Here is a 19,106-nt window from a genome sequence, read left to right as displayed (position 1 = left end):
ACCGCGGTGATGGGCGCCGGATCCTGGGGGACGACGTTCACCAAGCTGCTGCACGACGCGGGCGGCGAGGTCGTCCTGTGGGGGCGCCGCCCCGAGGTCGTCGAGGCGGTCAACGAACGCCACGAGAACCCCGACTACCTGCCCGGCGTCACTCTGCCCGAGGCCGTCCGCGCGACGCTCGACCCGGCGGAGGCGCTGAAGGGCGCCGACTTCGTCGCGCTGGCCGTCCCGGCGCAGACCCTGCGGCAGAACCTGTCGGCGTGGGTGCCGCTGCTGCCGCCGGAGGCGGTGCTCGTCAGCCTGATGAAGGGCGTCGAGATGGGCACGACCCGGCGGATGTCGGAGGTGATCTGCGAGGTCGCCGACATCCCGCAGGAGCGCGTCGGCGTGTTCTGCGGCCCCAACCTGGCCCGCGAGATCGCCGGCGGGGAGCCCGGCGCGGCGGTCGCCGCCTGCGTGGACGAGGCCGTCGCGCAGCGCCTCCAGGCCGCGACGATGACCCCGTACTTCCGCGTCTACACCTCCACGGACGTGGTCGGCTGCGAACTGGGCGGCGCGGTGAAGAACATCGTCGCGCTGTGCGTCGGCATGGCGGTCGGGCTCGGCTTCGGCGCCAGCACGCAGGCGCTGCTGATCACCCGCGGGCTGGCCGAGATCACCCGGCTGGGCGCCGCGCTCGGCGCGGACGAGCACACCTTCGCCGGCCTCGCCGGGATGGGCGACCTCGTCGGGACGTGCATCTCGCCGCTGTCGCGAAACCGCACGTTCGGCGAGAACCTCGGCCGCGGTATGACGCTGGAGCAGGTCATCGCCGTCACCAAGCAGACCGCCGAGGGCGTCAAGTCGTCCGAGGCGGTGCTGGAACTGGCCCGCAAGCACAACGTCGAGATGCCGATCACCGAGGCGGTCACCGCCGTCCTGCACCACGGCATGCCGATCAAGGAGGCCGCGGTGTCGCTGATCTCGCGGTCCCCGAAGCCCGAGCGGTACGGGGTGTGATGGGGGGACGCGCCCGGCTCGCCCGTGGCCGAGCCGGACTGATCACCGATAGAGTCGGACATCATGTCCCAGGTTTCTAAGATCCGCGTGGCCGTGGTCTTCGGCGGGCGCAGCTCCGAGCACGCGATCTCGTGCGTCACCGCGGGCGCCGTCATGGCCGCCATCGACCGGGACCGGTACGAGGTGGTGCCGATCGGCATCGGCCGCGACGGGCGCTGGGTGCTGCCGCCCGGCGACCTGCGGCTCGCCATCGAGGACGGCCGGCTGCCCGAGGTGTCCGGCGCCGGCCACGTGCTCGCGCTGCCGTTCGATCCCGACAGCCGCGGGCTGATGGTCGTCGGCCCGGGCCGGGTTCCGGAGACGCTGGCCGAGGTCGACGTCGTCCTGCCGCTGCTGCACGGCCCGTACGGCGAGGACGGCACGATCCAGGGGCTGCTCGACCTCGCGGGCGTCCGCTATGTCGGTGCCGGGGTGCTGGCCAGCGCCGTCGGCATGGACAAGGGGTTCATGAAGCTCGTCTGGCAGGCGCGCGGACTGCCCGTCGGCCCGTACGCCCTCATCGGCGACCGGGAGTGGCGGCGCGAACGCAAACGCAAGATCGACGAGGTCAAGGAGCTGGGCCTCGCGGACGGCACCCCGGTGTTCGTCAAGCCGGCCCGCGCCGGGTCGAGCATGGGCATCAGCCGCGTCACCGACGAGGCCGACCTGGAGGCGGCGGTCGAGGAGGCCCGCGAGCACGACCCCAAGGTGATCGTGGAGGCCGCCGTCGAGGGCCGCGAGATCGAGTGCGGCGTCCTGCAGGGCGAGGACGACGGCCCCGCCGAGGCCAGCCTGCCCGCCGAGGTGCTGATGGCGGGCGGCCACGACTTCTACGACTTCGAGACCAAGTACCTCGACGGCTCCACCGCGATGGCGATCCCGCCGGACCTGCCGCCCGCCGCGATCGAGGAGGTCCGCCGCATCGCCGTGCAGGCGTTCGACGCGCTCGACTGCGAGGGCCTCGCCCGGGTCGACTTCTTCCACACGCCCGACGGCCGCTGGATCCTCAACGAGATCAACACGATGCCGGGCTTCACGCCGGCGTCGGCGTTCCCGCAGATGTGGGCGGCGACCGGGCTGGACTACCCGACGCTGGTCGACCGGCTCATCCAGACGGCGCTGAAGCGCTCGACCGGCCTGCGCTAGCCGTACCCGGTCATGATCTCGGTGACAGCCGGGAGTGGTCGTGAGCCGGACGTTGCCGGCGGAGCGGGCCTGAACGGGCGGGCGGATATGACAGGCTTGTGACGCTGGTCCCCGTCTGGAGGAGAACGCCCCGTGTCACACCCTGGCCTGCCGGAGCGCATCGGTCCCTACCGGGTCGTGAACCGTCTCGGCGAGGGCGGGATGGGCACGGTGTATTCGGGGCTGGACACGTCCGGGCGCACGGTCGCCATCAAGGTGATCAGGCGGGAGTTCGCCGCCGACCGGCAGTACCGTGCGCGGTTCGAGGCGGAGGTCGCGGCGGCGCAGCGCGTCCGGCCGTTCTGCACGGCGCCCGTCCTGGACGCCGACCCCGGCGCCGACCCGCCCTACCTGGTGACCGAGTTCGTCAACGGCCCCAGCCTCGACGCCGCCGTGGCCAAGGACGGGCCGCTGCGCGGCGCCGACCTGGAGGCCGTCGCGGTCGGCATCGCGACCGCGCTGACCGCCATCCACGACGCGGGCGTCGTTCACCGGGACCTGAAGCCCGCCAACGTGCTGCTGTCCACGTTCGGGCCCCGGGTGATCGACTTCGGTATCGCCAGGTCCCTGGGCGGGACGCGCCTCACCGCGACCGGCGGCATCATCGGCACGCCCGCGTTCATGGCCCCCGAGCAGCTGGACGGACGAGGCGCCTCCCCGGCGTCCGACGTGTTCGCGTGGGGCGCGACCGTGGCGTTCGCGGCGCGCGGCGGCCCCTGCTTCGGCGGCAACTCGCTCCCCTCGGTCATCCACCAGATCATCAGCGGCGAACCGGACCTCGGCGGACTGGACGGCGCGCTCCTCGGTGCGGTCCGGGCGGCCCTGGCGAAGGACCCGGCGCAGCGGCCGTCCGCGCAGTCGCTGCTGGACCGGCTCATCTCCAGCGGGGTCCGTGAGCAGGCGCCCGCCCCGCACCGCACGCCGGAGCCGAGCACGTCCTCGACCGTGCCTCCGCCGGCTCCGCGGCTCGCCGCGGGGGAGGCGGAGGCGCTGGTCGAGAGCCAGTACCGGCAGGCCGCGCAGGCCGGTGACCCGTCCGCCATGCGCAACCTCGCGATGCTGCTGAACGGGCAGGGGCGCACGGCCGAGGCGGAGTCGTGGAACCGGTACGCCGACGCGATCGCCGCCCGCCCGGCCGCGTACCGGCAGCCCGCGGGGTACCCGGCGCCTCCGGCGCATACCGTTTCTCAGTATCCGGCCGCACCCGCCAAGGCGCCGGTCAACAGCCTCGCGATCTATGCGGTGTCCATGGGGGCGGTCGGGCTGATCACATGCGGGCTGCCGTCCATCCCGGCGATCATCGCCGGGCACATGGCCTGGGTGCGGCTGCGGCGCTCGGGGGAGCGGGGGCTCGGCCTCGCGGTGACCGGCATCGCGCTCGGCTGGATCATGGTCGCGTTCTGGGCGCTGGTCGCCTTCGGCTCGCTGCTGCCGAACGAGAACGCCTGACCCGGAAAACATGTTGCGGCCGTCTCGCCGCCGATGGCACCGTGGACGGTGTCCGAGACATCGAGAGGAGGACCGGCCATGGCTCTGGAGCAGTATCGGCTTCGACTGCCCTCGGCGTCGCACGCCCGCCCCGGCCGGTATCCCGTGTCCTGACACCCCCGGCCGGAGGCCGCGAGCGGCGCCCACCCTGGCGAGATCCCAGCGGCTCTACTCCAACCGGCAAGAGAGGCCACTTTCAGGAAGTGGACGTTCCGGGTTCGAATCCCGGGAGCCGCACGCACGCCTCCGTAGTCCAACGGCAGAGACGGCAGCATGAGGTGCTGTGCGATGGGGGTTCGAATCCCTCCGGAGGTACGACGCGGGTCCACCCGCGCACGGGGCGGCGCCGACGCCCGGAGAGTCGGGCCTGGCTGTAACCCAGGTGTCTCTGTACTGAGTGGGTTCGAATCCCACCCGCCCCACCCTGATTCCCCTCGTCCGTCACCGGCCCGTGCGGGAGATTGCCCCCCGGCGGTTCCGGAACTAGCGTCTGGACATGTGTCCGGGAATGAGCGGCTGACGACCGAGCCCACCCGCCGCCGCCTCAGCGAGCGGCAGGCCGGCACCGTGCGGCGGCTGACCGACGCCGCCGTGGCGGAGGTCGGCGAGACCGGCTACGAGGGCCTGACCGTCCGCAACGTGGCCAAGCGCGCCGGCGTCGCGCCCGCCACCGCCTACACCTACTTCGCGTCCAAGAACCACCTGATCAGCGAGGTGTTCTGGCGCCGGCTCAGCGCCCTGCCGCCCGTCGCGGCGGACGGTACGCCGCGCGAGCGCGTGGCGGGGACGCTGCGCGAGATCGCGCTGCTGGGATCGGACGAGCCGGAGCTGGCCGCGGCCTGCACCACCGCGCTGCTCGGCACCGATCCCGACGTCCGCGAGCTGCGGGTGCGGATCGGCGTGGCGATCCGCGAGCGGCTGCGGGCCGCGCTCGGCGACCACGACGCCCCCGAGATCCTCGGCGCGCTGGAGCTGGCCTGCACCGGCGCGCTGGTGCACGCGGGCATGGGCTACACGTCCTATGCCGGCATGGCCGACAGGCTCGCCGAGACGGCGGACCTCATCCTGCCCGGGTGAGGTGAAACGGCGCCTGGAGCGGGCAGCGGCCGGGGCTCGCCGCCGCCCGCGCGGCGAGGGCCTCGTCCCGAAGCCGTGATCAGATCTGGCCCTCGGGCTTGGCCGGGATCGTCGCCTTGATCGACGGTCCCAGCTCGATCAGCACGTCCCCGGCCGGGTTGTACTTCGGGGGCACCGTCACCTCGACGTACGCCTGCCGTCCCACGGCGGTGAAGGTGACCGGCCGGTCGGCGGGCACGCCGAACCAGTCGATCCCGTTGATCGTCACCAGTTGGGACCGGGGATGGAGCGCGGCGGGCCGCGGCACACCGCAGCGCAGCGCGATCGCGGGCGAGCCCCACGCGGCGGTCAGCGGCGAGCTCGGGGAGGTGTCGCGGCGTTCCTGCTCATGCACCTTCTCGGGCAGCCGCAGACCCTGGCACAGCCGCGCGGTCGCCGCGTCGGGATGCGGTACGGGCACCTGCACGGCCCCCTCGCCGCACCCGGCGGCCAGGACCATCAGCGCGGTGAGCAGGAGCGCCGCCGGGAGCCTAGATGTGAACAATCGGGCAGGTGAGGGTGCGGGTGATGCCTTCGACGGCCTGGATCTGCGCCACGACGAGCTTGCCCAGCTCGTCCACATTGCGCGCCTCCGCTCGGACGATCACGTCGTAGGGACCCGTGACGTCCTCCGCCAGGGTGACGCCCGTCACGCCGGAGATGTGGCCCGCCACCTCGGCGGCCTTACCGACTTCGGTCTGGATGAGGATGTAGGCCTGCACCATCACGTCCTCCCAGGGCGGAGAATCAACCGTCGGACGGTTCACCGTATCGTGTTACGCGCCGTCGCGGGGGGCCGGGGTGCCGTGTGCTTCCGTGAGGCGTCCCGAACAGGCGGAACACGGAAGAACGGGCGCGGATGGGCACGATCGGCGAGTTGGGGGAGTTCGGGCTGATCGGCCGGTTGACGCGGCGACTGCCGCAGGGCGAGGCGGTCCTGCTCGGGCCCGGCGACGACGCCGCGGTGATCGCGGCCCCGGACGGGCGTGTCGTCGCCACCACCGACCTCCTCGTGGAGGGACGCCACTTCCGCCGTGACTGGTCCGGCCCCTACGACATCGGGCGCAAGGCCGCCGCGCAGAACCTCGCCGACGTCGTGGCGATGGGCGCCCGGCCCACGGCCCTGCTGATCGGGTTCGCCGCACCGGCCGAGACCGGCGCGGGCTGGGCCGAGCAACTCTATGACGGATTCGCCGACGAGTGCCGGGTGGCGGGGGCGTCCGTCGCGGGCGGCGACGTCGTGTCCGCCCCGCGGATCACCCTGGCGGTCACCGCGCTCGGCGACCTGGGCGGCGGGGCGCCGCTCACCCGGTCCGGGGCCCGGCCGGGCGATGCGGTGGCGGTCCGCGGCAGGCTCGGGTTCGCCGCCGCGGGGCTGGCGCTGCTCGGCGCGGGGCGCGGCGGGCCCGCGGAACTGATCGCGGCGCACCGGCGTCCAGAACCGCCCTATGCCGCCGGGGGCGAGGCGCGGGCCCAGGGCGCCACCGCGCTGATGGACGTGAGCGACGGCCTCGTCCAGGACCTCGGGCACATCGCGGCGGCGAGCGGGGTGCGGATCGAGATCGACTCCGCGGCCGTCCCCGTCCCGCGGATCCTCGGGCCGGACGGGCTGCGGCACGCGCTCACCGGCGGCGAGGACCACGCGTTCGCCGGAACCTTTCCCGGCCCCGTGCCGCCGTCCTGGTCGCGGATCGGTGTCGTCACCGAAGGCGCGGGAGTGCGCGTGGACGGACGCGAACCGCCGCCCGGCTCCTGGGACCACTTCGACGGCTGAACGGGGCCGTCCGGACGGTGAGGTGCACGGAACGTGCACACCTGTGCGCGTTGCCGCATCCGGTAGGCAGGTTTGGTACGGGTTTGGTATACATCCTGTGATCGAAGAGGGATGGGATGGGACGACACACGAGGCACGAGCAACCGGACGACGAACCCCTACCGGGCGCTCCCGCGTCCCAGGGGTCGTACTACGGGGCTCCCGCCGACCCGTCCTTCGAGGCCTTCTCCGGGCCCACCGATGACCGGGTGTTCGTGTCGTCGTACGAGCGGCCTCGGCCGGGGCCGCCGCCGGCCGCGGAACGCCAGCACGGACCGCCCGGCTCATCCCACTTCGACCCGCTCCCAGGGGACTATCCGGGCGATTATCCCGGCGCCCCCGCCCCCGCCCCCGAGAACCCGCCGGAACGGCCGCGCGACAGGCCGGAGACCGAGTCCCACGCCGAATCGTCCGGCGGGAGCGGCTGGACGAGGCTCGTCTCGGTGCTGCCGCTCCCGCTGCTGCCGATCGTCGCGCTCGTCATCGCGGTCGGGATCGTCTCCTACGCGCTGAGCACGCAGCAGATATCGCTCAACTTCGCGGGCGGCGCCCCGCGCGAAACACTGAGCAACCCGCGCGACAGCCAGGTCTCCCAGCGCGGCCCGGGCGAGCGCGCCGGCCGCGGCACCGGCCGCGCCGACGGCCTCATCATCGCCTTCCGGGTCGCCGCCAAGACGCCCGGCGGTTTCAAGGCCACCGCCACCATCGCCAACAAGGGGCACCAGCCCGTCTCGAAGTGGGCGCTCGCCTTCAAGATCCCGAACGCCTCGGTCACCGCCGTCAGCGGCGCCACCGTCGTCCGGACCGGCCGGGTCGCGTTCGTGCGCGGCCAGGGCGGGATCGTACCCGGCGACACCGTCCGGGTCGTGTTCACCGCGCGCGGCACCGCCTCCCGGCCGTCCGCCTGCATCCTGAACAAGCTGCCCTGCAGCCTCGTGTGAGGACGCCGCCGGCCACGATCGCCGCGCCGGTCAGCGCACCATAAAGTGGACGGCATGTCGCGTATCTCGCCCTCGTCCCCGGCCCCGCCGCTCGTGCTCACCATCGCGGGCTCGGACTCCGGCGGCGGCGCCGGCATCCAGGCGGACCTGAAGACCATGCTCGCTCACGGCGTCCACGGGATGAGCGTCATCGCCGCCGTCACCGCGCAGAACTCGCTCGGCGTCCAGGGCTACTGGGAACTGCCGCCCGAGGCGGTGCGCGCGCAACTCGACTCCGTCCTGTCCGACATCGGCGCCCATGCGATCAAGACCGGGATGCTGGCGTCCACGGTGCTCGTCGAGACCGTCGCCGAGGCGCTCGCCGCCGCCGGCGCGCCCGTTGTCGTCGACCCCGTCGGTGTGTCGAAGCACGGCGACCCGCTGCTCGCTCCTGACGCCGTCCACGCCGTCCGCTCGGCGCTGCTGCCGGTCGCGACCGTCGCCACACCGAACCTGTACGAGGTGGAGCAGCTCACCGGCGTCAAGGTCGTGGACGAGGCGGGGCTGCGCGAGGCGGCCGAGGCCGTCAAGGCGCTCGGCCCGCGGTGGGTGCTGATCAAGGGCGGGCACCTGCCGGGAGAGCCCGCCGACCTGCTGTTCGACGGCGAGCACGAGCACCGTTTCACCGCGCCCCGGCACGACAACCGGCACACCCACGGAACCGGCTGCACGCTCGCGTCCGCCATCGCGTCCAACCTGGCGCTGGGTGAGGACGTCCCCGCGGCGGTGGCGAAGGCCAAGGAGTACGTGACGGGCGCGATCGCGGCCGGCTTCCCCCTCGGCGCCGGCATAGGACCCGTGGACCATGCCTGGCGCCACCGCCCCTGACCCAGGCACGCAAAGATTCGAGGCACGCAAAAGGCCGGCTCGCCGGGCGATGTCCGGTGAGCCGGCCCGAAGCCGTCGGGGACGGCGGTCAGACCGTGGGCTTGACGACCTTGCCGGCCTTGATGCAGGACGTGCAGGCGTTGATCCGCTTGGTGCTGCCGTTCACGACGGCGCGCACACGCTGGATGTTGGGGTTCCAGCGGCGCGGGGTGCGGCGGTGCGAGTGGGAGACGCGCATGCCGAAACCGGGTCCCTTGCCGCAGACGTCGCAGACGGAAGCCACGGGAAACTCCAAGTGGTATCGATGCTCTGACCGGAGCGCCGCCCCGGTGCCGCCGACGGACGGGCCGGGCATCATGGGTGCTCACTGACGAGCGCCTCGGACGAGGCGCACGGATCAGACTAGCCGACACCCCGCCGGTAGGCGAATCGCCGGCAGCGGGAGCGAGAAGGGGAGCGGGCTCTTGGGCGAGGTGCTCGACGGTGCGGCGGTGCGGCGGTGGTGCAGGCTGGCGGCGGACGCGCTCGGCCGTACCAGGGGCGAGATCGACGCGCTCAACGTCTTCCCCGTTCCGGACGGTGACACCGGCACCAACCTGCACCTGACCGTGATCGCGGCGGCGGACGCGCTGGACGAGCTGCCCGGCGCGGCGGGCTTCACCGAGACGTGGCGGGCGCTCGCGCAGGGGGCGCTGCTGGGCGCCCGGGGCAACTCGGGGGTGATCCTCAGCCAGGCGTTCCGCGGGCTCGCGGACGTCCTCGGCCCGCTGGAGGCGCCGCCGGACGGGACGGCGCTCGCGAGGGCGCTGAGCCACGCGTCCGGGCTGGCCCGCGGCGCCGTCGAGCATCCCGTGGAGGGGACGATCCTGAGCGTCCTCGCCGCGGCCGCCACGGCGTGCGCGTCGCCCGGCCTCGCCGAGGCGTGCCGCGACGCCGCCGCCGGGGCCCGCCGGGCGCTCCGCCGTACCACGGGCCAGCTGGAGGTCCTGGCGCGCAGCGGCGTGGTCGACGCGGGGGCGGCGGGGCTGTGCGTGGTGCTCGACGCGCTCGCCGCCGTGGTCACCGAGGAGTATCCCGAGCGGTACGAGGTGCCCGCCCGCATCGCCGGGACGCCGGCGCCCGCCGGGGCGCGCCCGGAACCGAAGGGCCCCGGCTACGAGGTCATGTACCTGCTGGACGCGCCGGACGACGCCGTCCACGCCCTGCGCGAGAGGCTCGACGCCCTCGGGGACTCCCTCGTCGTGGTGGGCGGCGACGGCCTGTGGAACGTCCACGTCCACGTCCACGTGGACGACGCCGGCGCCGCGATCGAGGCGGGCATGGCGGCGGGGCGCCCGCACCGGATCCGGGTCGGCTACCTGCGCGTGGGCGCGGAGGAGGAGCCGCACGCCCCGCACACCGGACGCGCGGTCATCGCCGTGACCGCCGCCGACGGGCTGGCCGCGCTGTTCGAGGAGTGCGGCGCGCGGGTCGTCCGCCGTGGGCCGGGCACGGTGCCGCCGCTCGCGGTGCTGGCGGAGGCGATCCTCGCGGCGGGCGACGAGGTGACCGTCCTGCCCAACGAACCCGAGGTCCTGGGGCTCGCCGAGGCCGCCGCGGAGCGCGCGCGGGACGGCGGCGCGCGGATCGCGGTGGTGCCGACCAAGGCGTCCGTCCAGGGGATGGCGGCGCTGGCGGTCCACGACCCGCTGCGCCGCTTCAACGAGGACGTGATCGAGATGACCCGCGCCGCAGGGGCCACGCGGTTCGGCCACCTGGAAGTCGCGGGGCAGGAGGCGATGACGAGCGTCGGCCTATGTCAGCCCGGGGACGTCCTCGGCCTGATCGAAGGCGATGTCGTGACGATCGGAGCAGATGTCGTGGAGGTCGCCCGGAACGTCCTCGACCGCATGCTGTCCGGCGGGGGAGAGCTCGTCACGCTGATCATCGGGACCTACGCCCCGCCCGGCCTGGCGGACGAACTTGGGGAACATCTCCGCCTCGACCACCCCGACGTGGAGACCGGCGTTTACGACGGCGGGCAGGAACGGTACCCGCTCCTCATCGGCGTAGAGTGAATCCCGTCGTGCCCATGGGCTAGAAAAGACTGCGTGGCGAATCTCGACGAGCCGTTGCGCAAGGTCCTCGGCGACAAGACGGCCAAGGCGCTGGAGAAGGGACTCGACCTGCACACGGTCGGCGACCTGCTCCACCACTACCCGCGCCGTTACGCCCACCGCGGCGAGCTGACCTCGCTGAGCGGCCTGGAGGACGGCGAGCACGTCACGGTCATGGCGGAGGTCGTCAAGGTCCAGGGGCGCAGCCTCACCCGCAACCCCGGCTACGTCCTGGAGATCACCGTCACCGACGGCACCGGTCAGCTCAGGCTGAGCTTCTTCGGCCGTAAAGGCTCCTACACGGCCGAAAAGGAACTGTCGCCCGGCACCCGCGGCCTGTTCGCCGGGAAGATCAGCACCTACCGGCCGCGCGGCGGGAACGCCGTCCGGCAGCTCACCCATCCGCAGTACAAGGTCGTCCACGAGCGGAGCGCGGAGCAGGCGGCGCAGGAGTGGGCGGACGAGATCATCCCGATCTACCCGTCCACGAAGACGCTGCCCATCGAGACGATCGGCAGGTCCGTCGAGACCGTCCTGGCGCACCTGGACCTGCACGCCGACCCGATGCCCGAGGCCCTGCTCGGGCGCCGCGGACTGACCGGCCTGCGGGAGGCGTACGAGGGCATCCACCGCCCCAAGAGCTGGGACGAACTGAGCCGCGCCCGCAAGCGCCTCAAATGGGACGAGGCGTTCGTCGTCCAGATCGCCCTGGCCCAGCGCCGGCTCGCCGCCGCCGCCCTCCCCGCCAAGCCGCGCCCGCCCGTCTTCGGCGGCATCCAGGCGGAGTTCGACACGCGCCTGCCTTTCGAACTCACCAAGGGCCAGCGTGAGGTCGGCGACGAGATAGCCGCCGACCTGGCCGGGGAACACCCCATGCACCGCCTCCTCCAAGGCGACGTGGGCGCGGGCAAGACGGTGGTCGCGTTGCGGGCGATGTTGCAGGTCGTGGACGGCGGCGGGCAGGCGGCGCTGCTGGCGCCCACCGAGGTCCTCGCGCAGCAGCACTACCGGTCCATCACCGGGATGCTCGGTGACCTGGCGCAGGCGGGGCGGCTCGGCGGCGCGGAGCACGCGACCCGCGTCGCGCTGCTGACCGGGTCGCTGGCCGCCAAGGCGCGCAAGGAGGCGCTGCTGGACGCCGCGTCCGGCGCGGCCGGGATCGTCGTCGGCACCCACGCGCTGCTGCAGGAGAGCGTCCAGTTCGCCGACCTCGGGCTCGTCGTCGTGGACGAGCAGCACCGCTTCGGCGTCGAGCAGCGGGACGCGCTCCGCGAGAAGGTCGGCGGCGGGCGTCCACACGTCCTGGTCATGACGGCGACGCCGATCCCGCGCACGGTCGCGATGACGGTGTTCGGCGACCTGGAGACCTCGGTGCTCGGGCAGCTCCCAGCGGGACGCTCGCAGATCCAGACCCACGTGGTGCCGCCGGAGAAACCCGCGTTTCTCGCCCGCACCTGGGAGCGCATCAAGGAGGAGGCCGCGAAGGGACGGCAGATCTACATCGTCTGCCCGCGCATCGGGGAACAGGAGGGTGACGAAGGCGACGCCGTGGCCGCCGAGGAAGGAGAGCGCCGGTCGCCGCTCGGCATCATGGAGATGCTGCCGAAACTGGAAGAACTCCTTGCCGGCCTGCGCATCGGCGTCCTGCACGGCAAGCTCCATCCCGACGAGAAGGACGCGGTGATGCGCCGCTTCACCGGACGGGAACTGGACGTCCTGCTCGCCACCACGGTCATCGAGGTCGGTGTGGACGTCCCCAACGCCACCGTCATGGTCATCATGGACGCCGACCGGTTCGGCGTCTCCCAGCTCCACCAGCTGCGCGGCCGGGTCGGCCGCGGCTCGCTGCCCGGCCTCTGCCTCCTGGTGACCGACGCCGAACCCGGCGGCAAGGCGCGGGAGCGGCTCGCCGCCGTCGCGTCCACCACCGACGGGTTCAAGCTGTCGAGGCTCGACCTGGAGCAGCGCCGCGAGGGCGACGTGCTGGGCGCCGCGCAGGCCGGCCGCGCCTCCAGCCTGCGGCTGCTCACCCTCCAGCGGGACGAGGACGTGATCCGCGACGCCCGCGAGGAGGCGACGGCGCTCGTGGAGAGCGACCCCGACCTGTCCGGTCACCCCGGCCTGGCGACCGTGCTGGCCTCCCTCCTGGACGAGGAACGCGCCGACTTCCTGGAGAAGGCATGACGCGGGTCATCGCGGGCCGCGCCGGCGGGCGGCGGCTCGCCGTCCCGCCGGGACGGGACACGAGGCCGACGAGCGACCGCGCCAGGGAGGGCCTGTTCTCCACCGTCCTCGCCCTGCTCGGCCCCCTGGACGGGCTGCGCGTCGCGGACCTGTACGCCGGGTCGGGCGCGGTCGGGCTCGAAGCGCTCTCCCGGGGCGCCGCGCACGCGCTGCTCGTCGAGTCGCATCCGCGGGCGATGAGGGTCATCCGGCAGAACATCGACGCGCTCGGGCTGCCCGGTGCCGTCCCCTGCCCGGACAAGGTGGAGCGGCTCGTCCGGAGGGAGCCCGGCGAGCCCTACGACCTGATCTTCGCCGACCCGCCGTACGCGCTGGCGGACGGTTCCGTCACCGTCCTGCTGGAGAACCTGCGCGACCACGGCTGGGCCGCCCCGGGCGCGCTGATCGTCGTGGAGCGCGCCGCGCGCGGGCCCGCGCTGCGGTGGCCGGACGGCTACGAGGCGGAGCGCGACCGGCGTTACGGCGAGGCGATTTTCTGGTACGGCCGCGCGGAAGGCCGTTGAGGCGAGGGAAGCGCGGGTAAAGGCATGCCATGAAGCCGGGGATCGACCGCGCGGTGGGCCGCACCTGGGTCGTCACCCTGGTGATGGTGATCGCGCTGATGGCGAACATCACCTATGTGCAGGGCTTCGATGCGCAGAACCTGCGCGACGACTCGCTCAACGCCCGCCAGTTCGAGGACCGCTTCAAGGTCGACCGCGGCCCCATCGTGGCGGACGGGGAACGGCTCGCCTGGTCGGAGGAGCGCGCCGACCACCGCTACCAGCGCCGCTACAAGGACGGTCCGGTCTTCGCGCCGATCACCGGCTACTTCTCCGTGTTCGCCCAGACCGGGCTGGAGCAGGCCGAGAACCACTTCCTGGACGGCTCCGACGCCCGTCTCGCCACGTCGAACTTCGTCGACAAGCTCATCGGCGAGCACGTCCCCGGCGGGACCGTCGAGGCCACCGTGGACGTGAAGGCGCAGCGCGCCGCCTACGACGCGCTGGCGTCGAGCGGCGCGCGGCGCGCGGCGGCGGTGGTCCTGGACGCGGGCACCGGCGCGGTCCGGGTGATGGCGTCCACGCCGTCCTACGACCCGAACGACGTGTCGACGCTCGACCGGGAGAAGGCCGTGAACGCCTTCAACCGGCTGAGCGGCCAGAAGCTCAAGCCGCTGCTCAACAAGGCGACGGGGGAACTGTTCCCGCCCGGCTCCACGTTCAAGACCGTGGTCGCCGCGTCGGCGCTGGAGGCGGGCGCGAGCGCGGACACCCGGGTCAGGGCCGGACGCGGCTACCGGCCGCCGGGCGCCGGCCAGGCGATCAACAACGACGCGGGCGACATCGGCGGCTCCTGCGACCTGAACCGGATCCCGCTGATCGAGGCGTACGCCCAGTCGTGCAACACCACGTTCGCGTACATGGGGGCGGAGGAGCCCGGTAACGACGCCGTCCACCGGGAGGCGGCGGGGTTCGGGTTCGGCGACCGGATCGAGTACGCGAACGGCCTGAAGAGCGCCCCCAGTTCGTTCCCGGAGACCGACCAGCCCGCGCTCAGCGCGCTCGGCGCGATCGGGCAGGGCAGCACGGTCGCCTCGCCGCTGCAGATGGCCATGGTCGCCGCCGGCGTCCTCAACGACGGAGTGGTGATGCGGCCGCACCTCGTCGCCAAGGTACGCGCCTCGGACGGCTCCACCGTGGACACGATCTCGCCCAGGCGGATGTCGCGGGCGCTGACGTCCGGCCAGGCGAAGCAGATGCGGGACCTGATGAAGGCCGTCGTCGAGCGGGGGACGGGCAAGTCGCTGAAGGGGACCTCCGTCCTCGGCGGCAAGACCGGGACCGCCGACGTCGAGGGCGCCGCCTACAACGACCGCTGGTTCATCGGCTTCGGCCCGCCCGAGAACCCCGGGTACGCGGTCGCGGTGGTGACCGAGGCGCCCGGCTACGGCATCGAGTCAGGCCCGATCGCCGCGAAGATCATCGACGCGCTGGGCGGCTGAGCGGGCGGCGCGGCCCCGCGATGAGCCCGGGTGAAAGCGAGCCGAATGCGATTTGGTACTTTCACGCCGCAGGTCAGAAACCGGGACCGAAGGGGTTCACATCGTGCGCCGTGTCGTCTGTCCGGGATCGTTCGACCCCGTCACCAACGGTCATCTCGACATCATCAGCCGCGCCTCCCGCCTCTACGACGAGGTGGTCGTCGCCGTGCTGATCAACAAGAACAAGAAGAGCCTGTTCACCGTGGACGAGCGGGCCGACATGATCACCGAGGTCACCCGGGAGTACGGCAACGTCACGGTGGACACCTTCTACGGGCTCACCGTCGACTACTGCAGGGAGCAGGACATCCCGGTGATCGTCCGGGGGCTGCGGGCCGTCAGCGACTACGAGTACGAGTTGCAGATGGCGCAGATGAACCACCGGATCGCCGGGGTCGAGACCCTGTTCATGGCGACGAACCCCGAGTACGCGTTCCTGTCGTCGAGCCTGATGAAGGAGGTCGTGAAGTTCGGGGGGGACATCTCCGGGCTCGTCCCCGACAGCGTCCACGAGCGGCTGGTGGAGCGGCTCCAGCGGGGGAACTGACCCCGGGGCCCGGCGCACGGGCCGCGAGTTGGGTCATCGCCCCTGGTTCGGTACCCTGGGACATCGGCCATCACAGGCGGCCGCCGTTCACCATGCCTCACGAAAGCAGGAATCCGCTGACTCGCCTCGACCCCAGCGCCCCTCTCGTGCTCGACACCCGAGCCCTGGGCAGGCAGGCCGGGTCGTCGCGGGAGGCGCACCTGACCGTGCCGGCACCGGAGGATTTCGGCGCCCGGATGGTGGGCGTCCCCACGGGCGCCGCGATCGAGCTGGACCTCCGGCTTGAAGCGGTGCTGGAGGGGGTGCTCGTCACCGGCACGGCGACGGTTCCCCTGGAGGGGGAGTGCTCCCGCTGCCTCGACCCGATCGCCTCGACCTTCGAGGCGGACTTCCAGGAGCTGTTCGTCTACGACGACACCCGCTCGGGCGGGAACGCCGACGACGACGAGCTCCGCCTCGAGGGCGACTTCATCGACCTCGAACCGGTCCTGCGGGACGCGGTGGTGCTCGCGCTGCCGCTGTCCCCGCTGTGCCGGGACGACTGCCCGGGCCTGTGCCCGGACTGCGGTGCACGGCTGGCGGACGTCGAGCCGGGGCACCACCACGACGCCGCCGACCCACGGTGGGCGGCGCTGCGAGACCTCGCCGGCGACATGGCGCCGGCCTCCCCCGACCGGGGGAACGGGAGTTCCGGCTCCCAGGGATCCGACCGACGAGAAGGAAGGCAGGAGGGCTGACGTGGCCGTCCCGAAGCGGAAGAAGTCGCGCAGCAACACGCGGCACCGGCGTGCGCAGTGGAAGACCGCGGCGCCGACCCTGGTCGAGTGCCCGGCGTGCCGCGACAAGAAGCTGCCGCACACCGCGTGCGCGACGTGCGGAACCTACGACCGGCGGCAGGTCATCACCCCGTCGGCCTGAGCCTTCTCGCATCCTGGGGGGCGGATCCGCGCGAACGGCGCGGCCCGCCCCCCACGGTGCGGGACGGACATCGCACCCCGACCACCCGGCGCGTGACGTCGGCGTGGTGAACGGCGCGGAGAACGCGCCCGGAGCCGTGGTGCACGCCGGGTCGGCAGACCGGCGCGCACCTCGTCTTCGCGGACCCCTCCCGCCGTGCGTCCCCGCCGTCCCGGCCGTTCCGGCCGGCGCGCCGCACCAGCGACCGCGCGATGCGCGGTGCACGGCCTGCGAGGAGGGCCCGTGAGCGCCAAGAGAAGCGAACCCGTGCCGGAGCGCGCGGAACTGACCGCGGCGCTCGGCGTCCAAGTGGACGACGAGCTGCTTGAACGGGCACTGACGCACCGTTCGTACGCCTACGAGAACGGCGGCCTGCCCACCAACGAGCGCCTGGAGTTCCTCGGCGACTCGGTGCTGGGCCTCGTCGTCACCGACACCCTGTTCCGGGGCCATCCCGACCTGCCCGAGGGGCAGCTGGCGAAGCTGCGCGCCGCCGTGGTCAACATGCGCGCCCTCGCGGGCGTGGCCCGCGGCCTCGGCGTCGGCGCCCACATCCGGCTCGGCCGCGGCGAGGAGGGCACCGGGGGCCGCGACAAGGCGTCCATCCTGGCCGACACCCTGGAGGCGCTGATCGGCGCCGTGTACCTGGACCGCGGGCTGGCGGAGGCGTCCGCCCTCGTGCACCGGCTCTTCGACGCGCTGATCGCCCGGTCGGCCGGCCTCGGCGCGGGGCTCGACTGGAAGACCTCGCTGCAGGAGCTCACCGCCGTGGAGGAACTCGGCGTCCCCGAGTACCACGTCGCCGAGAGCGGGCCCGACCACCAGAAGACGTTCCGCGCCTCGGTGCGGGTCGGCGGGAAGACCTACGGGTCGGGCGAGGGCCGCAGCAAGAAGGAGGCCGAGCAGCACGCCGCCGAGGCCGCCTGGAACGAGATCCGCGCGATCGTCGTCCAGCGGGAGGCCGAGGCGCAGGGCGGGCAGGCCGCACGGGAAGCGGGCCAGGCGGCCCAGGCCGGTGCCTGAGCTTCCCGAGGTCGAGGTCGTCCGGCGCGGCCTGGAACGCTGGACGACCGGCCGGACGATCGCCTGCGCCGAGGTGCTGCATCCCCGCTCGGTGCGCCGCCACGAGGCGGGCCCGGCCGACTTCGCCGCCCGCCTCAAGGGCCGCACCATGCTCACCCCCCGCCGCCGCGGCAAGTACATGTGGATCCCGCTGGACGGGGAGTCCGGGGGGCCGCCCCCGCGGAACGGCTCCGGCGGCCCCGGTGAGGCGATGCTGGCCCATCTGGGCATGAGCGGGCAGCTGCTCGTCGGCGAGCCGGACCGGGAGCGCGAGAAGCACCTGCGGGTCCGGATCGTCTTCGACGACGGCGGCCACGACCTCCGCTTCGTCGACCAGCGGACGTTCGGCCATCTCATGGTGACCGACCTCGTCCCGGACGCCTTCTCGGCGGAGGCGCTCGTCCCGGAACCGATCGTGCACATCGCCGCCGACCCGCTGGAGGACGCGTTCGACGCGGAGACGTTCTTCCGCGCGCTCCGCCGCCGCAGGACCGGGATCAAACGGGCGCTCCTCGACCAGTCACTGATCAGCGGGGTCGGCAACATCTACGCCGACGAGGCGCTGTGGCGGGCGAGGCTGCACTGGGCGCGGCCGACCGACACGATGACGCGGGCGGAGGCCACGCGCGTCCTGGAAGCCGCACGGGACGTCATGGGGGCCGCCCTGGCGGTCGGCGGCACGTCCTTCGACAGCCTGTACGTCAACGTGAACGGCGAGAGCGGCTACTTCGAACGCTCCCTCGACGCCTACGGGCGGCGGGACGAGCCGTGCCGCCGCTGCGGCACCCCGATCCGCCGCGACGAGTTCATGAACCGTTCGTCCTACAGTTGCCCGGTGTGCCAGCCGCGCCCCAGGCGCGCCCGCCACCAGGGTTCCGGAACGTGATGGACGACGAGGAGATCGTGCGGCTCACCGCCTGGGTGCGCGGACGCGTCCAGGGCGTCGGGTTCCGCTGGTGGGTGCGGTCACGGGCACTGGAGCTCGGCCTGGCCGGCAGCGCGTCGAACCTGAGCGACGGACGCGTGGAGGTCGTCGCGGAGGGCCCCCGAGGCAGGTGCCGGCAGCTTCTCGACCTGCTGGGCGGTGACACGCCGAGCCGTCCGGGCAAGGTCACGGGCGTGGCGGAGCGCTGGAGCGCCCCGCGCGGCGAGGCCCCCGGCTTCGTGGAGCGCTGACGGGTTGGGGGGTTTCGGGTTTCACCTGCTAAACTAGTAGAGGAAGGTTGTTACCGGCCTGTGATGTGCGTCTTGACCAGGACACCGGCCGGTGCGACTCTAGACGATACGCGCACCGACTTCAGCTGTTTCTCGTGCGCGATCCCTGCTGGTTACTCAGCGTGGAGGACCCTTAGTCATGGCGAAGGCTCTACTCGGCCACGTCGGCGGTCCCGACCCCCGGATGGTCGCGGAGATGCGGCGCCTGCAGCAGCGCGTACGTGATCTGGAGGCCGAGCTCGTACGGCTTCAGGCAGAGAACGACGCGCTTGCGACGGCGACGGACGACGATGTGATGTCGCTGGCGGTGAAGGACCGTGAACCGGCGCTGACCTGATCGGCGCCTCATTTCCGGAAAGCTAGGGACGCCGCCACCTGGCGTCCCTTCTGTATTCATTGCTTCGCTCTCGGCGTCGGGCCCTGGGGGGCCCTCCTTCAACGAGCAAAGCGGCGATCGCTGTGTTGTTTGCGTCGCCCTTGGCGTCGGGCGCTGGAGCGCCCTCCTTCAACGGGC

Annotated in this window: 21 protein-coding genes and 3 tRNA genes; 21 read left to right on the top strand and 3 right to left on the bottom strand. The window is 72.9% G+C overall.

All coding sequences use genetic code 11. The annotated features are described in order from the left end of the window. The first annotated feature begins 9 nt into the window (after positions 1-9). From AF1_RS04490 to AF1_RS04465, 7 genes are all read left to right on the top strand, one after another. Complete coding sequence (locus AF1_RS04490; protein ID WP_067793776.1) at positions 10-999, top strand: NAD(P)H-dependent glycerol-3-phosphate dehydrogenase; 990 nt, start codon at positions 10-12, stop codon at positions 997-999. Positions 1,000-1,062: 63 nt separating this feature from the next. Then, complete coding sequence (locus tag AF1_RS04485; RefSeq protein WP_067793716.1) at positions 1,063-2,184, top strand: D-alanine--D-alanine ligase family protein; 1,122 nt, start codon at positions 1,063-1,065, stop codon at positions 2,182-2,184. Positions 2,185-2,316: 132 nt separating this feature from the next. After that, entirely contained in the window at positions 2,317-3,672 is a 1,356-nt protein-coding gene (locus AF1_RS04480; protein ID WP_067793715.1) for a protein kinase domain-containing protein, read from the top strand. A 201-nt stretch (positions 3,673-3,873) separates the two neighbouring features. Then, positions 3,874-3,948: transfer RNA gene (locus tag AF1_RS04475), tRNA-Leu, on the top strand. A 5-nt stretch (positions 3,949-3,953) separates the two neighbouring features. After that, a tRNA-Leu gene (locus AF1_RS04470) sits at positions 3,954-4,026 on the top strand. A 22-nt stretch (positions 4,027-4,048) separates the two neighbouring features. Next, a tRNA-Tyr gene (locus AF1_RS34115) sits at positions 4,049-4,133 on the top strand. 76 nt (positions 4,134-4,209) lie between these two features. After that, positions 4,210-4,788, top strand: a complete 579-nt coding sequence (locus AF1_RS04465) for a TetR/AcrR family transcriptional regulator (RefSeq protein WP_067793714.1) — start codon at positions 4,210-4,212, stop codon at positions 4,786-4,788. Positions 4,789-4,867: 79 nt separating this feature from the next. Here AF1_RS04465 and AF1_RS04460 read toward each other — a convergent pair whose 3' ends face one another. Together AF1_RS04460 and AF1_RS04455 are read right to left on the bottom strand one after the other, a co-directional pair. Next, positions 4,868-5,332: a DUF3515 domain-containing protein gene (locus AF1_RS04460; RefSeq protein ID WP_242608855.1), complete on the bottom strand. Its 465-nt coding sequence runs from the start codon at positions 5,330-5,332 to the stop codon at positions 4,868-4,870. Beyond that, complete coding sequence (locus tag AF1_RS04455; RefSeq protein WP_067632172.1) at positions 5,319-5,552, bottom strand: Lrp/AsnC ligand binding domain-containing protein; 234 nt, start codon at positions 5,550-5,552, stop codon at positions 5,319-5,321. The genes AF1_RS04460 and AF1_RS04455 overlap by 14 nt, the downstream gene beginning before the upstream one ends. A gap of 134 nt (positions 5,553-5,686) precedes the next feature. On the opposite strand from AF1_RS04455, the gene AF1_RS04450 reads away from it, so the two are divergent. The 3 genes from AF1_RS04450 (at position 5,687) to thiD (ending at position 8,448) form a co-directional block, all read left to right on the top strand. Beyond that, on the top strand, positions 5,687-6,601 hold the full coding sequence (locus AF1_RS04450; RefSeq protein WP_067793713.1) for a thiamine-phosphate kinase: 915 nt from the start codon (positions 5,687-5,689) through the stop codon (positions 6,599-6,601). A 116-nt stretch (positions 6,602-6,717) separates the two neighbouring features. Further along, positions 6,718-7,581: a cellulose binding domain-containing protein gene (locus tag AF1_RS04445; RefSeq protein ID WP_067793712.1), complete on the top strand. Its 864-nt coding sequence runs from the start codon at positions 6,718-6,720 to the stop codon at positions 7,579-7,581. 54 nt (positions 7,582-7,635) lie between these two features. Beyond that, positions 7,636-8,448 carry a bifunctional hydroxymethylpyrimidine kinase/phosphomethylpyrimidine kinase gene (gene thiD, locus AF1_RS04440; RefSeq protein WP_067793774.1) on the top strand — a complete coding sequence of 271 codons (813 nt, stop codon included), beginning with the start codon at positions 7,636-7,638 and terminating at the stop codon, positions 8,446-8,448. Between the two features lie 88 nt (positions 8,449-8,536). On the opposite strand, the gene rpmB is transcribed toward thiD, so the two are convergent. After that, a complete protein-coding gene (gene rpmB, locus AF1_RS04435) occupies positions 8,537-8,731 on the bottom strand; it encodes a 50S ribosomal protein L28 (RefSeq protein ID WP_030164391.1) in 195 nt (64 codons plus the stop codon). A 190-nt stretch (positions 8,732-8,921) separates the two neighbouring features. Here rpmB and AF1_RS04430 point away from each other — a divergent pair, with 190 nt between their 5' ends. The 11 genes from AF1_RS04430 (at position 8,922) to AF1_RS04380 (ending at position 18,929) form a co-directional block, all read left to right on the top strand. Next, positions 8,922-10,505, top strand: coding sequence for a DAK2 domain-containing protein (locus tag AF1_RS04430; RefSeq protein WP_242608856.1), 1,584 nt, complete (start codon positions 8,922-8,924; stop codon positions 10,503-10,505). Between the two features lie 33 nt (positions 10,506-10,538). Continuing rightward, positions 10,539-12,728 (top strand): ATP-dependent DNA helicase RecG, encoded by a 2,190-nt coding sequence (gene recG / locus AF1_RS04425; protein ID WP_067793710.1) that lies wholly within the window; start codon positions 10,539-10,541, stop codon positions 12,726-12,728. Beyond that, positions 12,725-13,291 carry a 16S rRNA (guanine(966)-N(2))-methyltransferase RsmD gene (gene rsmD, locus AF1_RS04420; RefSeq protein ID WP_067793709.1) on the top strand — a complete coding sequence of 189 codons (567 nt, stop codon included), beginning with the start codon at positions 12,725-12,727 and terminating at the stop codon, positions 13,289-13,291. Before recG ends, rsmD begins: the two co-directional genes overlap by 4 nt. A 29-nt stretch (positions 13,292-13,320) precedes the next feature. After that, entirely contained in the window at positions 13,321-14,772 is a 1,452-nt protein-coding gene (locus AF1_RS04415; RefSeq protein ID WP_067793708.1) for a penicillin-binding transpeptidase domain-containing protein, read from the top strand. Positions 14,773-14,875: 103 nt separating this feature from the next. After that, positions 14,876-15,358, top strand: a complete 483-nt coding sequence (coaD, locus tag AF1_RS04410; protein WP_067793707.1) for a pantetheine-phosphate adenylyltransferase — start codon at positions 14,876-14,878, stop codon at positions 15,356-15,358. Positions 15,359-15,450: 92 nt separating this feature from the next. Next, a complete protein-coding gene (locus AF1_RS04405) occupies positions 15,451-16,095 on the top strand; it encodes a YceD family protein (protein WP_067793706.1) in 645 nt (214 codons plus the stop codon). A 1-nt stretch (position 16,096) separates the two neighbouring features. Continuing rightward, the gene (gene rpmF / locus AF1_RS04400) at positions 16,097-16,276 is read left to right on the top strand and encodes a 50S ribosomal protein L32 (RefSeq protein ID WP_067793705.1); all 180 of its coding nucleotides are present in this window, start codon (positions 16,097-16,099) and stop codon (positions 16,274-16,276) included. Positions 16,277-16,558: 282 nt separating this feature from the next. Then, positions 16,559-17,338: a ribonuclease III gene (rnc, locus tag AF1_RS04395; protein ID WP_067793704.1), complete on the top strand. Its 780-nt coding sequence runs from the start codon at positions 16,559-16,561 to the stop codon at positions 17,336-17,338. Continuing rightward, positions 17,331-18,263 carry a bifunctional DNA-formamidopyrimidine glycosylase/DNA-(apurinic or apyrimidinic site) lyase gene (mutM, locus tag AF1_RS04390; protein WP_067793703.1) on the top strand — a complete coding sequence of 311 codons (933 nt, stop codon included), beginning with the start codon at positions 17,331-17,333 and terminating at the stop codon, positions 18,261-18,263. The genes rnc and mutM overlap by 8 nt, the downstream gene beginning before the upstream one ends. Continuing rightward, on the top strand, positions 18,263-18,553 hold the full coding sequence (locus AF1_RS04385; protein WP_067793702.1) for an acylphosphatase: 291 nt from the start codon (positions 18,263-18,265) through the stop codon (positions 18,551-18,553). The genes mutM and AF1_RS04385 overlap by 1 nt, the downstream gene beginning before the upstream one ends. Positions 18,554-18,731: 178 nt before the next feature. After that, entirely contained in the window at positions 18,732-18,929 is a 198-nt protein-coding gene (locus AF1_RS04380; protein ID WP_021598747.1) for a hypothetical protein, read from the top strand. The last annotated feature ends 177 nt before the right edge of the window (positions 18,930-19,106 follow it).

The sequence above is a fragment of the Actinomadura formosensis NBRC 14204 genome (assembly GCF_001552155.1).
GTDB lineage: Bacteria > Actinomycetota > Actinomycetes > Streptosporangiales > Streptosporangiaceae > Spirillospora > Spirillospora formosensis.
Note: the sequence above shows the minus strand (reverse complement) of the source record. Positions and strands in the feature narration are given on the sequence as shown.